Raw genomic sequence first — 14608 nt, 5'->3', positions numbered from 1 at the left:
ACGCGGCAACGCCCTCCCAGGTGGGCGCCGGGGAGGGCTACTGCCGGGCGGGTCCGGCGGGTGATACGGACGGTAGCCAGGACCCACGCGCGACATCCATGTCATGAACGGCTCAGGAGCGGTCTCTCACCGAAACCTGGCACTACGCAGAACTCCGCCAAAGCGTCCGGCCGGAACTCGGATGACTGCTCGGGCGAGCAGGGGTAACGGTGCCCCCCGGGTGGCATCCATGAGCCTGCTCAGAGGGTGACCGCCACCTCCAGCGGGTCCCATATACAGGACTTCGCCTTGTGGTTCCGGGTGACCGGGGCCCGCCGACGTCGAGCGCGTCACCGCGACGACTGCTCGGCGCGCGCGGAACCCGCTCCGGGCCGGCAACCGACGCACGGCGAGGCGGCTGGTTGGCATCGAGCAATGCGTCATTTATGCGAGCGGCACCTTGGAAGGCTTGGAGCCGTCCGGGACCCGGCTGACGATCGACTTCGCGTGGACCTCGTGGAAGGTGATGCCGAGGAACTCCGGGGTGTCGAAGGTCCGCGTACGGACTGTGCCGGGGGCGAAGAGTGCGGCGGGCCGGGCGGCGTCGGTGAGGTTGTTCCAGCGCGCGAAGTCTGCTCAGCGGGCTTGGGGTTCGGGTTCCGGGGCGAGAGGGCCGGGCTGGGGTGCACGGATGGGTGTCGCGGTTTCCGGGAGGCGGCGCAGGACGGGCAGGACGGCCAGGGCAGTGGCGGCGACCAGGGCGCCGGGGATCAGTGCCCAGCCGGTGGAGTCGACCAGGGCCTGGGAGGCGTACGGGGTGAGTCCGCCGAAGAGGGCGGTAGCAGCGGTGGCGCCGAGCGCGAGGCCGCTGAGGCGCTGGGCGACGGGGAACTGTTCGGCGATCGCGGAGGCCGCGACCGCGCTGATGCCGCCTGCCACGCAGGCCAGGACGACCGCGCCGGTCAGTGCGGCGGCGAAGCCGCCCTGGGTCATCAGGCCGAACATGGCCGGCGGCAGGATCACCGCCAGGGCACCGAAGAGCGTGAGTGCGGGGCGGCGGCCGACCCGGTCGGACAGGGCACCCGCGAACGGCGTGACGACGATGACGACGAGGGCCGCGATGGTCGACAGCCACAGGGCGTCGGACTCGCTGAAGCCGCTGACCGCGCCGAGGTAGGTGGGGACGTAGCTGATGCCGACGTAGTGCGTCACCGAGCCGAGCGCCGAGATCGCGAACGTCCGGTAGAGCGCGGGGCGCTGGGTGCGCAGAGTGGTCATCAGCGGGCCCGCGCCCTTGGTGTCGGGCGGGGGCTGCTGCTCGAAGGCGGGGGATTCGCGCATGGTGGAGCGGGCGATCAGCACCGTGGTGGCGAGCAGCGTGCCGACCAGGAAGGGGATGCGCCACCCCCACGCGTCCAGGGCGGGACCGGGGACGAGGGTGACGGTGAGGGCAGTGACCCCGGCGGCGGAGCCGATCTGGTCGCGGGTCGGGAGCAGGGCGGTGGCCGGCATCGCGGAGGTCATCACCGCCATCGAGCCGAGCAGCACCTTGCGGCGCCCGAGCCGGTCCCCGATGTGGCCGAAGGCCATCGCGCCGATCGGGCGCATCCGGTAGGCGACGGCGAAGACCGCCAGGGTGATCAGGAGCGAGGTGGAGCCGGTGCCGAAGAACACCCGGGACAGCACGGTGGTCATGTACAGGTACAGCGTGAAGTCGTACCACTCCACGACGGTGGACAGGGCGCCACCAGAATGGAGGACCGGGGCAGGACGGCTATCGCCTGAGCGGGCGGTGCGGGTGCGAGGGATTCCATGGTGTGCCTTGCGGGAGGGCGGCAGCGCGGACCTGGACGGTTGCGCGGGAGGAGGAGGCGACTGCCTGCCTCACGGCGCCGGTACGGCGCCGATCTGCTGCATCACCCCGAGGAGGTCGGGCTGGCCCCGTTCGCCGATGATCCGGCCGTCGGCCAGGTAGTAGAAGTTCATGGCCTGCACCGAGATCTTGTTGCCGCTCGCCGGGATCCCGAAGAATTCACCGCCGTGGGTTCCCCGCATGGTGAACCGCGCGGCGACCGTGTCGCCATCGGTGACCGTCTCCTCCAGCGTCCACTGAACGTCGGGGAAGGCGCTGCGCATCATCCCGAGGACTTCCATGTATCCATCGGGCCCCCGCAGTGGTTCCGGGTGACTTGGCGCGTGGAACACCGCGTCCGGAGAAATGACCTCGCGGGCGAGATCCTCATTGCCCGTGTTGATGAACTCGACGAAACGGTTCATCACTGACTCGGTGGGCTGCGATTGCATCTTGCTGTGCCTCTCCAGAAACGTTTGGGCGGGTACCTACGAGCGTAACATCGAATCGATGTTCACATCGATTCGATGCACCTGTGCGAAGATGGACTCATGCTGGAACTCGCGATACTCGGCTTCCTCGCCGAGGGACCCCTGCCCGGACACGAGCTGCGCCGCCGCGTCTCACAGCTGACCGGCTATACGCGGCCGGTCAGTGACGGCAGCCTGTATCCGGCGATCAATCGCCTGACCAAGGCGGGCTTGATCGAGCGGCGCGCCGACCCGGCCGCGGGGGCGGCCCGGTACGCGCTCAGCCTGACCGCGGCCGGGCGGGCCGACATGCTTCAGCGGCTGCGCAAGCCCGCTGACCACGAGATCACCGACTTCACCCGGTTCTACATCGTCCTGGCATTCCTCTCCCACCTGCCGGACGTGGCCGAACGGCACGCGGTGCTGCGCAGACGGCTGGAGTTCCTGGAAGAACCGGCGAGCTTCTTCTACGAGAATGACCGGCCCCTGCGTGCCGAGGAGGTCGCCGACCCCTACCGGCGGGGCATGCTGCTCACCGCCCGCGCCACCAGTCGCGCGGAGCGGACCTGGCTGCGCGAGACCCTCGGGGACGAAGCCCCCGTACTCGACACCGGACGCGCCGACAGCGATCCGCACGCACCCGCCGCTCCCGCGAGCTGACTGTCCACGGAGGTACCCCCATGCTTGCTTCCTGGTACGACGACCAGGGACCCGCCGCCGATGTCCTGCACGTCGGTGAACTACCTGATCCCGTCCCCGGCCCCGGCGAGGTCCGCGTCCGTGTCACCGTCTCGGGCGTCAACCCCGGCGACACCAAGAAGCGGCGCGGCTGGCTCGGCTCGTCCATGCCCTATCCACGGGTGATCCCGCACAGCGACGCCGCCGGAGTCATCGACGCCGTGGGCGCCCAAGTCGACGCCCGCCGCGTCGGACAGCGGGTCTGGGTATACGGCGCCCAGTCCTACCGCCCCTTCGGTACAGCTGCTCAGTACACCGTCGTACCCGACCACCAAGCCGTACTTCTGCCCGACCATCTGACTGATGAGCTGGGGGCGAGCCTCGGCATCCCCGGCATCACCGCCCACCGCACCGTCTTCGCCGACGGCCCCGTCGACGGCCGACTGGTCCTGGTCCACGGAGTCCTCGGCGGCGTCGGCTCCCTGGCCGCCCAGCTCGCCCACTGGGCCGGCGCGACTGTGATCGCGACCGTCCGCCGCACCGCGGACCTCGACCACGTCGACCCGGCCGTCGTCTCCCACGCCGTCGCCCTGGATACCGGCGACCCCGCCGCGGCCATCCGCTCGTACGCGCCACGGGGCGTCGACCGGATCATCGAGGTCGCGCTGTCCGACAACGCCGATCTCGACAACGCCGTCGCCGCCAACAACGCCGTCATCGCCGCCTACGCCACCCGCACGGACCGCACCGAGATCCCCTTCTGGCCGCTGCTGTTCAACAACGTCACCCTGCGGCTGCTCGGCAGCGACGACTTCCCCGCCGAGGCCAAGGGCCAGGCCGCCCGCGACCTCACCTCCGCAGCCGCCGTCGGCGCCCTCACCATCGCCGTCGGCGACCGCTACTCGCTGGACGACATCGCCAAGGCCCACGACCACGTCGACGCCGGCGGTGGCCACGGCCGCATCCTGCTCGCCATCCCCCAATAGCGCAGACGGAGTGCCGGCCGGCCACCTGGGGAGGGGCGTCGCGCTGGCGATGAAGCTTCTGGCGAGCAGCTTCGCGCGGCGTGCACTGGATGCGGGCCTTCCACCACCCGGGCAACGCTGCGGCCATCGGCATGAACCGGCGGCTGGCCTTCGTCGAGGCCGACGCGCCCGTCCGGGACGACGGATCGGGTCGGGCCGCGCTTCCCGGCCGGGCAGCGGGACGACCTTGCGCGTGACCTTGACGCGCTACTCGGGCAGACCCATAGTGATGGCCACCGAGCCGCTCTCATCTACCGCGCGTCCTGGCTGAATTGATTGTTAGCGCTAACAATCAATCCTGCTTCCACCGTCCCCGCACTCCCGACGGGCTGGGCTCCACGCAACGGGCAGCAACCTCCCGCCCCGGGACGCAACGTCCGCGACCACCCGCGGGACCCGTTGCATGCCGTGGTCCGGGCGCCCCCGCCCAGCACTGCGACGGTGCATGCCGTGCCTGCCGAGAACGGCCGCCCGCCCCCCACGCACCCTGGAGCGCAAATGACCGCAACAACCGGCCCCGGCCCCCACCCGTCGCGACGCCTGTTCCTCGGTATGGCCGCCACCGTCCCGCTGGCCCTCTCCGGAACGCTGGCCCTGGGCGCGCGACCCGCCTACGCCGCGGACGCGGCCTACGTCATGGGCTACTTCACCGAGTCCGCGACCATGCTGGAGGCCGACTACGGCCTGCACCTGGCGGTCAGCACCGACGGCCTGCGCTGGATGCCGCTCAACCAGAACAACCCCGTGGTGACCCCGACCGCGGGTGCGGGCGGTCTGCGTGATCCGTTCATCATGCGCAAGCAGGACGGCACCTTCGTCGTCCTCGCCACCGACCTCAAGGGCACCGACTGGGGCTACAACAGCCAGTACATCCACATCTGGGACTCCGCGGACCTGCGCACCCTCACCGGCTACCGCCGGCTGAAGCTGCACGACATGGTGACCCACAGCTGGGCACCCGAGGCGTTCTGGGACGCCGGCCGCGGCGAGTACGGGATCATCTACTCGTCGGTCAATGCCAGCGGCCACGGCGTGATCATGGTGAACTACACAACCGACTTCCAGACGGTGTCGTCCCCGCAAGTCTTCTTCGATCCCGGCTACGACATCATTGACGGCAACCTCGCCGTGGGTGTGAACGGCGTCAACTACCTCTACTACAGGGGGAGGGACCAGGCCCTCGTGGGCGCGCGGTCGACCACCCTGCAGCCGGGCAGCTTCACGCCCTTCAGCACGGCGGCCGCCCACGGCGGCACCGAGGCGCCGACCCTGGTGAAGTCCTTGACCTCCGGATCCTGGTACCTGTGGGGCGACACCTACACGCCGAACGGCGTCTTCTACGCCTGGCAGAGCAACGACCTCGCCGCCGGCAACTGGACCGCGCTGGACCAGCGCGACTACACCCAGCCCCTCAACTCCAAGCACTGCACCATCGCGACGATCACCACGACCGAGTACGACAACCTCGTGGCGAAGTGGGGCAGCCCCGCCTGGAACCGGCTGAAGTCCTACAACTACCCCGCCCGTTACGTCCGTCATGCCAACTCCGTCGGCCGGATCGATGTCTACCCGTTCGACCCGTACACCGACTCGCAGTGGAAGCTCGTACGCGGCCTGGCCGACAGCGCGGGCGTGTCCTTCCAGTCGGTCAACTTCCCGACCCGCTACCTGCGGCACTCCAACTACGACCTGCGGCTGGAAGAGAACGACGGCACCGCGACCTTCGCCGCGGACGCCACGTTCCACAGGACCGCCGGCCTGGCCGACTCCTCCTGGTCGTCCTTCCGTTCGCACAACTTCCCGACGCATTACATCCGGCACACCGGCTACGTCCTGCGCATCGACCCGATCGCCACCACCACGGAGAAGGCCGACGCCACCTTCCACGTCGGCTACTGACGGGGGTCGGCTCGGGCCTTTGGCTTCACGGCCGTTGGGAAACGCCGGCTTGGGTCCCTTCGGGGTGACCCCGAAGGGACCCAGGCGGTGTCCGTGGCGAGATCGACCCGGACGGGCCCGTCGACCGTACGCGGTGGGGCAGGTGGCGCCCACGGACGTGTCCGGGGCGGCGCTACCGGTCTGCACAAGGCCGGAGATCAGCAGCGGGGCGGGGCGCAGCGATCGGCGCTGCCTCCTGCGGTGCGCCAGACGTAGCGCCAGTTCCGGTAGATGCCCCGCATGGTGGCATCGGTGGAGTCTGCGAACAGCACCGACCCGTTCTCGTCCCGGAAGGTCAGAACGGCGTCGTGGAGTCGCCGTTCGATGCCCTGCCCCCGCCAGGCGGGCAACACCGCCAGGTCCCCGAAGATCGCGAAGTCCTCACGCGGCAGTTCCACAGTGGCCCGGAACGCAGCCGCCTGCGGGCCACCCCACGGGCCGGCACCGGTGCCGAGGTAGGCCAGGTCCAGGTCAACGACCCCGGCCTTGTTTGTTACCTGACCGCCGACGCCGGCACGGAGGCCGACGGCCCGGCGCGCGCCTCGGGTGGGTGGCGTTGCTGCCGGGCCGTCGGTCACTCACGCGGTCTCACTTCCCGCGCAAAGCCCCGCGGCGACGTCCGCGAAGCACCAGCACGCTGCCGGCGGCGATGACCAGCAGGCCACCGAGGGCGCTGTAGGTGATGGTGTTGCTCACCCCGGTGGAAGCCAGGTCGCCGGACGTGCTGCTCGGGGTCGGCCGGCCGACGGGTACGCCGCGCTCCCCCTGCGCACGGGTGCCGGTCGTGCCGGAGGCGGAGACGACCGGCGTGACGGCGGTCGGCCTGGGGGCCGGCAACGGCTTGTCAGCGCCAGCGGTCCCCGACGCGGGCTTCAGCTGAAGAGTCGTGATCGAGTAGGGCGCCAGCGTCTGTGCGACCGCCGTGCCCCGCTCCGCCGTCGTCAGGGCGGTGCCTCCCTTGGCATACGAAACGGTCTTGACCGCCCCTGTGGCCGGGGTGAACCCGGCGTACGAGAGCGACACCTGCGCCGCGTTCTGCGGGCTCTTGTTGGTCAGCATGACGTTCAGCCCGCCGTTGCTGCTCCGCACCGCGTGCACAGTGACCGACGAGTTGCCCGAGGACGACCTGACCATGGTGTCGCCAGGCTGCGCCAGTGCGGTCAGCGAGCGGATGCCCCAGTAGGTGGGGAAGGGCGTGTCGCGCGGCGGTTCGCACTTCCCCCCGGCGCAGGTTCCAGCGGAAAGAATGCCCCCGTCCTGGTAGTCGGTCTCACCGTTGACGGTGGTGGGTGCGTCGCCCGAGCCGTTGTGCAGGTTCCACCAGTCCACGTGGGTGGCGCCTTGCTCGAACCAAGTCATGTAGGTGTCCGGCGCAAACAGGGCTGCGGCCTGGCTGGTCAAGACGGGCGAGAAGACGGTGTCGGTCTCGGTGACCGCGACCTCCACCGAAGCGGCGCGCGAGCCTGCGTACTTGGCGATCAGCGAGCGCAGCGAGGAGGTGACACCGGCGATCCGGGAGGGGGTGTTCAGCAGGTCGGCCGTGGTGGTGCCGCCCGGATACCAGTGGACGATGACGAAGTCGATCGAGCCTCCCGCGATGGAGAGCACCGTGTTGTTCCAGTCGGCGCTGTCACCGGGAGCCTTCTCCGCGTCCGGCCAGAAGCCGGGGGTGGTGAGCACCGCTCCGATCTTCACCTTCGGGTCCACGGCCTTCATCGCCTTCGAGTAGGCGACCAGATTCTTTCCGTACTCCTTCGGGCTCTTGTCGGCGTGCGTGTCGGTTTCCCAGCCCTTGCCGTTGCCGTAGTGCCCGTTGCCGTAGACCTCGTTGCCGATCTCCCAGTACTTCACGCCGTAACCTTTGTCGACGTTGGCGTACTTGACCCAGTCGGCGGCCTCCTGGGGGGTGCCGGAACCGTAGTTCGCGGTCAGGATCGGCTGGGCGCCGACCTTCTTCGCGGTGGCCATGAAGCGGTCGAAATTGGTGTTGGGTACGATCCAGCCGCCGTTGCCCATGGTGTGGGTCTTCCAGTGGTAGTCGTCCGCGCCGGAGCCGCCGGGAAAGCGCAGCTGCCGAACTCCCGCGGCCTTCATCAGCGATGTCACCTTGGGGTCCCCCATGTGCTCGTCGCCGACGCCCGTGTTGAGGCCGACACCGCTGCTGGGCACCGTGCCCAAGGAGGTACCGGCATCCACACGGATGCGGACGGTCGGCGCGGCGCCCGCGCTGGGCGCCAGGGCGCCGACACCGGCCGAGGCGGCGAGCACCGCCACCGCCCCCACGACCACATGCCGGAGCATCCGGCTACGGCGGGGCGTGCGATCCCGAGGCATCGGCTGCTCGGGGGATCTCGGGTTGCCTGGTGACATGTGGGGCTCCGATCGGGTGTTGACACAGAGGGTGTAGGGCCGCTGATCACGGCTCGCCCTCGTCGGTACACCCCTAAGTGGCCGGCCGGAGCGGAAAGGTTGCCGTTTCAAACATCTTTTGCCGAGACGCGGACGAGCTTCCACTGCTGGTTCACGCCGCCCCAGTCCGAATACTGGACGATGCCGGTCCCGTCGGCGGAGGAGAAGCCCGGTACCTCGACGGCCTTCCCGCTGTTGCGGTTGATCAACCGGACGTATCCGTCCGGTGAGTCCACCAACCGGAACTGCTGGTTCACGCCACCGTGGTCGCTCCACTTGTGGATGGCGGCGTTGTCGGCCGTCGACCAGCCGGAGACGTCCAGCAGCTTGCCGGAGTGCCTCGCCTTCAACTGGTAGTAGCCGCCACCGGAGTCCACGAACTGGAACTGCTGGTTGGGCCCGTCGTACCGGGCCCACTGCGTGAGGGCGGCGCCGTCCGCGGAGCTCACGCCCGCCACGTCCAGTGCCTTGCCGCTGTTGCGGTTGACCATGACGTACCAGGCGTTGGTGTCCACAGGGGCCGCCGGCGCGTGCGCGCGCAACTCGAAGCGTTCCACCAGCACTTCGCCGCCGAGGGCCCGGGTGGCATGGTTGAAGACGGCGAAGCGGTAGCCCATGAAGAAATGAGGCCTCTCGCTCATGGTGAAGGCCGGGCCGAGCCGGGTGAAGGTGGTGCCGTCGGTGCTGTAGGAGAACGTCGCCTGACGGCCCGGCCCCGGGCTGATGTCGGCGGCGGCGCGCAGCCAGACGCGGCTGCCGGACGCGGGGAGGTCGGCGCGGGCCTGCTCGGTGCCGGTGCTGCTGGTGTTCCAGCCGGCGTCCATGGTCAGGCCGTCGAACACCACCAGCCTGCTGACGCCGCCCTGCCGCGTGACGCCGATCCAGGCGGAGGAGTCCCGCAGCATCGCCAGCCCGGCCCGGTCGCCGTCCGCCATCCCGGAGCAGTCGAGCACGACGGTCGCGGTGGAGGCGGGGCCCTGGATGCGGCGGGTGAGGGTGTTACGGGCGCTGTAGAGGTCGTCGGTGACGGTGGCGGTCCTGAGGGTGAGCCCGTTGTTGACGGTGAACGCGGCGGTGTCGGGGTTGTGGTTCCACTCCCAGTAGGGCGCCAGCGCCGTTCCCTGGAAGGTGTCGGCGCCGGTCATCGGCGGGAGCGGGTGCGGGGTGACCGGGTAGGGGTATGTCTCGCCCCACGTGCCGTTGACGGTCTGGAGCTCGGGCCAGCCCTCGGCGTTCCAGGTGACCGGGGCCAGGGCGGGGACGCGGCCGCCGGGATAGGCGTCGATGAAGCCCATGTAGTACCAGTCGCCGTTCGAGGTGTCGACCAGCGAGCCCTGGTGCGGTATGCCGCCGCCGGGGATCGGGCCCGGCAGGTCCAACAGCACCTCCCTCATCCTGTACGGGCCGAAGGGGCCTGATGTGGATTTCCAGATGTACTGGCCGTTGGGCGGACGGGTGACGAAGATGTAGTAGTTCCCGTTGATCTTGTAGAAGCGGGAGCCCTCCATATAGTGGATCTCGTCGGGCTTGGTGAGCACGTGCTCGGACCTGACCTCGGTGCGCATGTCCGGGGAGAGCTGCGCGACGCGGATCTCGTTGGCGCCGTACGCCACGTATGGGGTGCCGTCGTCGTCGAAGAGCAGTCCCGCGTCGTAGTAATTGCTGCCGATCTCGGCGTGCCGGGTCCAGGGGCCCGCCGCGTTGGTGGCTCTGTATACGTACGACCGCTGCCCGCCGATCTGGCCCAGCCAGTAGAACGTCCCGTCGCTGGGGCGGTGGCGCATCGAGGACGCATAGATGCCCTGGACGTACGCCCGTCCGCCGTTGAGGTCGTACGCGTCGCCGAAGTCGAGGACCGGCACCGAGTGGCCGATGAACTCCCAGTTGACCAGGTCGTAGGAGCGTAGGACGGGCGCGCCCGGCGAGAAGTGCATGGTCGAGCCGGTGTAGTAGTAGGCGTCGCCGACGCGGATGACCTCGAGGTCGGCGAAGTCCTGCCAGATCACCGGGTTGGTGAACCGCTCCTGCTGGGCCGTCGTGGCCGCCGCCGCGCTCGCGCCCATCGCCGGCAGCGTGGTGCCCGCGACCAGGCCGACGGAGGCCGCCATGACTTTCCGGCGGCTGTGGGGGTGTTGGAGCCAGGACATACGAGATCAGCTTCCTCACGCGTGGGGGGACGAGAGCTGAAGTATTAGCGCTAACATTTCCAAGGGCGAGCACCAAGGCACTTGGTTCAGCTCTTGCCGGTCAGGCGCCAGACCTGGTTCTTCTTGGTGGCCAGGGCGCCGGCGGAGTCACAGGTCCATTGGTGGACCAATGCTCCGACGGCGGTGGAGATCCCGCCGACGTCCACGCACTTGCCGCTGTGCACCGCGACGAGCTGGTAGTCGTTGGCGGCGACATGCCGCAGCGTGAACTGCTGGTTCGTGCCGCCGCGGCAGGTCCACTGATGGACCGCCTCACCGTCGGCGGTGGAGACACCGCGGATGTCGAGGCACTTGCCGCTGTGGCGGTTCACCAGGGAGTAGGTGTCCGCCACCCCTTGCACCGGACGGAAGTCGAACCGCTGCTCCTCACCGGCGCCGCAGGTGTACTGCCGGTACTGAGTGCCGTCGGTGGTGCTCTGGTTGGGGTCGTCCAGGCAGTGCCCGCTGTGCTGGGCGACGGCGGTTGACGAGAAGGCGGACTGGCCGGTGGTGAACTGCCACCAGTTCATATTGAACAAGTACCCGCTGCCACCGGCGAAGCTCAGGTACAGATCGTGGGTCCCGGTCGCACCGGTAACAGGGCACGAGACCGTGCTCCAGGTCTGCCAGCCTCCGGTGCCCGACACCGTGCATGTCCCGACCGTCGGCCCAGTAGCACTGTCCAGGTGCAGCTCAACTCGGCCGCCGCTGGTGTTTGAGGCCACCCTGGCGGTGAACGAGCCGGCACCGGCGCCGAATGCTACGCCCTTGACCTTGATGTAATCGCCGTTTTCAATCCAGCTGATGTTCATCCCGCCCTCGCTGGAGGGTTCGGTTTCGATGCCGCCGCCCCACGCGATGGACTCGGCTTCCTGGCGGACATAAGGATCGAGCGTGCCGGCCTGCGGCGCCCCGGCCGTCGTCATATTGATCGTCGGGATCGTTCCGTCAGCGTTGTAGGAAAACTTCTCCACTGCGACCGAGCGGGTGAAGCCGCCGCCGCCCGGGAGGGCGCCGTTGTGATAGAAGAAATACGAGTTGCCCTGAAAGTCCACGATGCCCGCGTGGTTGGTGAAGCTGTTGCCCTGGGCGGGCATGACTGTTCCACGGTAGGTCCACGGTCCGGTCGGGCTGGGTGCCGTGGAGTAGGCGATGAACTCCGAGCAGCACTTGGCGGCATACACCATGTAGTACAGGCCGTTCCGCTTGTAGACCCATGGTGCTTCTTCGTACAGCGTGGGACGGTCGGGGTTGTCGGTGCGGGACCCGAAGCCCTCGGTGGTGAGCGGAATTCTGACGGGGCTGCCTGCGTAGGACGTCATGTCCGCGTTCAGCTTGACGTACCAAAGGTTCGGGTTGCCCCAGTACAGGTAGGCCTGGCCGCCGTCGTCGATGAAGACGGTCGGGTCGATCTCACTGTTCTCCACCAGCGGGTGGCCGAGGGCGTCCCGGAACGGGCCGGTGGGGCTGTCCGACACCGCCACGCCGATGGCGAATTGGCCGGTCGCCCGGACCGACACCGGCACGTACCAGTAGAACTTGCCGTCCCGTTCGACGGCCTGGCCCGCCCACGCGTTGGCGCCCGCCCAGCTGAAGGTGTTCAGGCTGAGCGGTGAGCCGTGGTCGGTCCAGTTGACCATGTCGGCGGAGGACCACACGCGCCAGTCATTCATCACGAAGGAGGAGGTGGAGCCGTCCTCGTCGTGCCCGGTGTAGAGGTAGACCCGCCCGTCGTGCACCAGCGGGGCAGGGTCGGCGGTGTAGACGTGCTGCACGATCGGGTTGTCGGCCCTGGCAGCTGTGGGCTGCACCGCGGCGGGAAGGACGGCGAACGCCAATATGAGGATCATCAGCACCCAGGCTGCCCGGGCGAGGCTCGTACCGGCGGCGGGTGACCTCACTGCGGTCGGGTGAGCCGTTGGCCTGTGGACGGCGGTACTGGCCATGGTGTGGTCCTTCCTGGTGCTGCGCGTCGGGGACTGAGCAGCTGGTCAGATGCGGAGGAGGGACGTTGCTGCGCTCGGGGTGTGGTCAGTGCGAACCGTGCGATGCGGACGGAGCCGCCGAGCGCCGGCGCTCCGTCAGACCGTCCTCGCCTTCTCGGATGCCGGGCGGGCGGCCGCCGCCTGCACGGGAGTTGGTGGTGTCGGCCATTGCGCTGCCTTTCGGTCATCCGGGCCGGTGACCGTGTCCCGCATCGGGGCGGCTGGCCATCTGGATCGGTGCGCTGAGCTGCGCGAACGGACTGTTCGTCCGGGGCGGCGGCAAGACGTGACCCCTGAGGGGTGGGGATGCCGGGCCTCCGGTGCATTGTTAGCGCTAACAACTTGAAAGTCGAACATCCGGTGTGTTGCAGGGAGAAAACCACGGCACATGAGAGGCCGTCAAGTACCCGCGTCGCAACCTGCCTGTTACTGAGGCGTCATCAGAATCTCGTCCTGTCGAAGTTGCTGACGGGACGGACGTGAGCTGCCGTAGCGGCCGGGCCTGCTCACCCCGCAGCGCTGACCCGCCTGATCCACGGTGATCGCGATGTGGTGCGGTCCGCCGACGTGTAGACGAGCGGTTTACGGCGTGGGCAACTCCACCTGCTGCGGGCTCTTCGGTTCATCGGGCAGCCACGAGCAACCGGCGGACCAAGGTCTCGGGCCAGGTACGGGCCTACCACCAGAACGCGAAGACCCTGCTGTGACCAGCAGGGTAAGAGCCAAGCCTCCGCTGCAGAGGGGAGGCCGCCGACATTCGCGCACTGCGGTCGCCGAAGTCAGCACCGGCGGGACATGACCGGGACCGATGCTGACTACTTGCTGACCGCAACCCCGACAGCACCGCGCTGACCTGCGGAAACGTCCGGATGTCAGATGTAGGACTTGATCATGGTGCGCAGCATTTTGAACTCCTGGAAGACGGCTCCCTGCCAGCTTTCCGCAGGTCAAGGGCGTTCTTCACTGTACATCGGCACGCGTCAGATCGAAGATTATTAGGAACATGGACCCCCTCTGACGAGAAGGCTCCTTACCTGCACTTCCATGCGAACCAGGCTGCCGTGACGCCGCCGGCCAGGCGTCCAATCGGTCAGTCACTTTGGAACGTTTGGGGACTGCTGCTGATCAGATGCCGACTTACCTGATGATCCATCAACGGCAAAGGGCCGCCACGCTCACCATGGGCGTCGGCGCCCCGGCACGCTTTCAGGGGCACGACACCTCTTGACCGCCCGCGCCAGAAGTAGGAGTGCTCCTCCGGCCCGCGCAGACTCCAGCCCTGGTGAAGGCAGACCTGGGCTACCGGTCCTCACCGCAGTACGCCGCCGATGGGGCCTACTGGGCACGGACGTTCAGCGATCCGCCGGCCCCGGCCCCGCTGCCCGCCCCTGCGACCCTGGCCCATGCTCAGGAGGAGGACGGACCACACGACGTGGAGAGCGGATACCTGGCCGCGCGGGCTGTGTGCGCGAGCGGGAACCGTCCACTCGCGCGCCCGGAGGCACTTCAGCTGGCAGCCCGGCGCGCCGGGGTCGACCGGTCGCGGTTCCTTTGTGCCGCCGCGGCCGTTCATGCGCAGCAGCTGACCGGGGCACCGGAGGTGGTGATCGGGTTGGCCGTAACCGGTCGCCCGCAGCGTGGACTCCTGACTACCCCGGTGAGGATCTGGCCCGGAGCCTCGGCCTGCCCGGCAGCATCGCCTCCCGATTCTCACTGATCGTCAACATCATGCCGTTCGGTCGTCCCCTCGACATGGCCGGCAGCCCATGCACCGTGTCCGGCGTCCACGTGGCCGCCGGCCGACCCGCCGGCCTGAAGCTCATCGCCTTGGACCTGCGGGACGGTGCCGGACTACGGCTGGACGTACAGGGTGCCCGGGAGCAGTACGCCCGGGCCGAGCTGGCCGGCCACCAGCAGCGGCTGCTGCTCCTGCTCGAGGCCATGACCACCACTGACCCGAACGGGCACGTCGACGCCTTCGCACCGCCATCGGCGGACGAGCAGACCCGGTCCCCGAAGACCGGCGCCGGCGTTCGTGCTCGGTCGTGACCATCTGCCAGGCCGTCCCCCGGTTGGCTGACGCAGG

Annotated in this window: 9 protein-coding genes and 3 pseudogenes; 4 read left to right on the top strand and 8 right to left on the bottom strand. The window is 68.8% G+C overall.

Annotated elements, in window-relative coordinates:
- Positions 1-447 precede the first annotated feature (447 nt).
- From OG247_RS37020 to OG247_RS37010, 3 genes and pseudogenes are all read right to left on the bottom strand, one after another.
- Positions 448-603: pseudogene (locus OG247_RS37020) on the bottom strand (Rv2578c family radical SAM protein); the annotation flags it as partial.
- A 12-nt stretch (positions 604-615) separates the two neighbouring features.
- Entirely contained in the window at positions 616-1707 is a 1092-nt protein-coding gene (locus tag OG247_RS37015) for an MFS transporter (protein ID WP_327256341.1), read from the bottom strand.
- Positions 1708-1863: 156 nt separating this feature from the next.
- Positions 1864-2256, bottom strand: a complete 393-nt coding sequence (locus OG247_RS37010; protein WP_327256340.1) for an ester cyclase — start codon at positions 2254-2256, stop codon at positions 1864-1866.
- A 126-nt stretch (positions 2257-2382) separates the two neighbouring features.
- Here OG247_RS37010 and OG247_RS37005 point away from each other — a divergent pair, with 126 nt between their 5' ends.
- The 3 genes from OG247_RS37005 (at position 2383) to OG247_RS36995 (ending at position 5903) form a co-directional block, all read left to right on the top strand.
- On the top strand, positions 2383-2961 hold the full coding sequence (locus OG247_RS37005) for a PadR family transcriptional regulator (protein ID WP_327256339.1): 579 nt from the start codon (positions 2383-2385) through the stop codon (positions 2959-2961).
- 20 nt (positions 2962-2981) lie between these two features.
- The gene (locus OG247_RS37000; protein ID WP_327256338.1) at positions 2982-3965 is read left to right on the top strand and encodes an NADPH:quinone reductase; all 984 of its coding nucleotides are present in this window, start codon (positions 2982-2984) and stop codon (positions 3963-3965) included.
- Between the two features lie 537 nt (positions 3966-4502).
- Positions 4503-5903 (top strand): glycoside hydrolase family 43 protein, encoded by a 1401-nt coding sequence (locus OG247_RS36995; RefSeq protein ID WP_327256337.1) that lies wholly within the window; start codon positions 4503-4505, stop codon positions 5901-5903.
- Between the two features lie 407 nt (positions 5904-6310).
- Here OG247_RS36995 and OG247_RS36990 read toward each other — a convergent pair.
- From OG247_RS36990 to OG247_RS36970, 5 genes and pseudogenes are all read right to left on the bottom strand, one after another.
- Positions 6311-6421: pseudogene (locus OG247_RS36990) on the bottom strand (YceI family protein); the annotation flags it as partial.
- 109 nt (positions 6422-6530) lie between these two features.
- Positions 6531-8243, bottom strand: a complete 1713-nt coding sequence (locus OG247_RS36985) for an LPXTG cell wall anchor domain-containing protein (RefSeq protein ID WP_327256336.1) — start codon at positions 8241-8243, stop codon at positions 6531-6533.
- Positions 8244-8419: 176 nt separating this feature from the next.
- On the bottom strand, positions 8420-8866 hold the full coding sequence (locus OG247_RS36980) for an RICIN domain-containing protein (RefSeq protein ID WP_327257765.1): 447 nt from the start codon (positions 8864-8866) through the stop codon (positions 8420-8422).
- Positions 8867-8890: 24 nt separating this feature from the next.
- A pseudogene (locus tag OG247_RS36975) lies at positions 8891-10498 on the bottom strand (glycoside hydrolase family 43 protein); the annotation flags it as partial.
- A gap of 86 nt (positions 10499-10584) precedes the next feature.
- Entirely contained in the window at positions 10585-12387 is a 1803-nt protein-coding gene (locus tag OG247_RS36970; RefSeq protein WP_327256335.1) for a family 43 glycosylhydrolase, read from the bottom strand.
- 1863 nt (positions 12388-14250) lie between these two features.
- On the opposite strand from OG247_RS36970, the gene OG247_RS36965 reads away from it, so the two are divergent.
- The gene (locus OG247_RS36965; protein WP_327256334.1) at positions 14251-14571 is read left to right on the top strand and encodes a hypothetical protein; all 321 of its coding nucleotides are present in this window, start codon (positions 14251-14253) and stop codon (positions 14569-14571) included.
- Positions 14572-14608: the final 37 nt, after the last annotated feature.

Source organism: Streptomyces sp. NBC_01244 (assembly GCF_035987325.1).
Classification (GTDB): Bacteria; Actinomycetota; Actinomycetes; order Streptomycetales; family Streptomycetaceae; genus Streptomyces.
This window is presented reverse-complemented; position numbering and strand designations above follow the sequence as displayed.

What these genes read in the sequence shown, in the direction of transcription:
- OG247_RS37010 (WP_327256340.1), bottom strand. Translation starts at nt 2,256, where the DNA reads ATGAACCGTTTCGTCGAGTTCATCAACACGGGCAATGAGGATCTCGCC.
- OG247_RS37005 (WP_327256339.1), top strand. Translation starts at nt 2,383, where the DNA reads ATGCTGGAACTCGCGATACTCGGCTTCCTCGCCGAGGGACCCCTGCCC.
- OG247_RS37000 (WP_327256338.1), top strand. Translation starts at nt 2,982, where the DNA reads ATGCTTGCTTCCTGGTACGACGACCAGGGACCCGCCGCCGATGTCCTG.
- OG247_RS36995 (WP_327256337.1), top strand. Translation starts at nt 4,503, where the DNA reads ATGACCGCAACAACCGGCCCCGGCCCCCACCCGTCGCGACGCCTGTTC.
- OG247_RS36985 (WP_327256336.1), bottom strand. Translation starts at nt 8,243, where the DNA reads ATGCTCCGGCATGTGGTCGTGGGGGCGGTGGCGGTGCTCGCCGCCTCG.
- OG247_RS36970 (WP_327256335.1), bottom strand. Translation starts at nt 12,387, where the DNA reads ATGATCCTCATATTGGCGTTCGCCGTCCTTCCCGCCGCGGTGCAGCCC.
- OG247_RS36965 (WP_327256334.1), top strand. Translation starts at nt 14,251, where the DNA reads ATGCCGTTCGGTCGTCCCCTCGACATGGCCGGCAGCCCATGCACCGTG.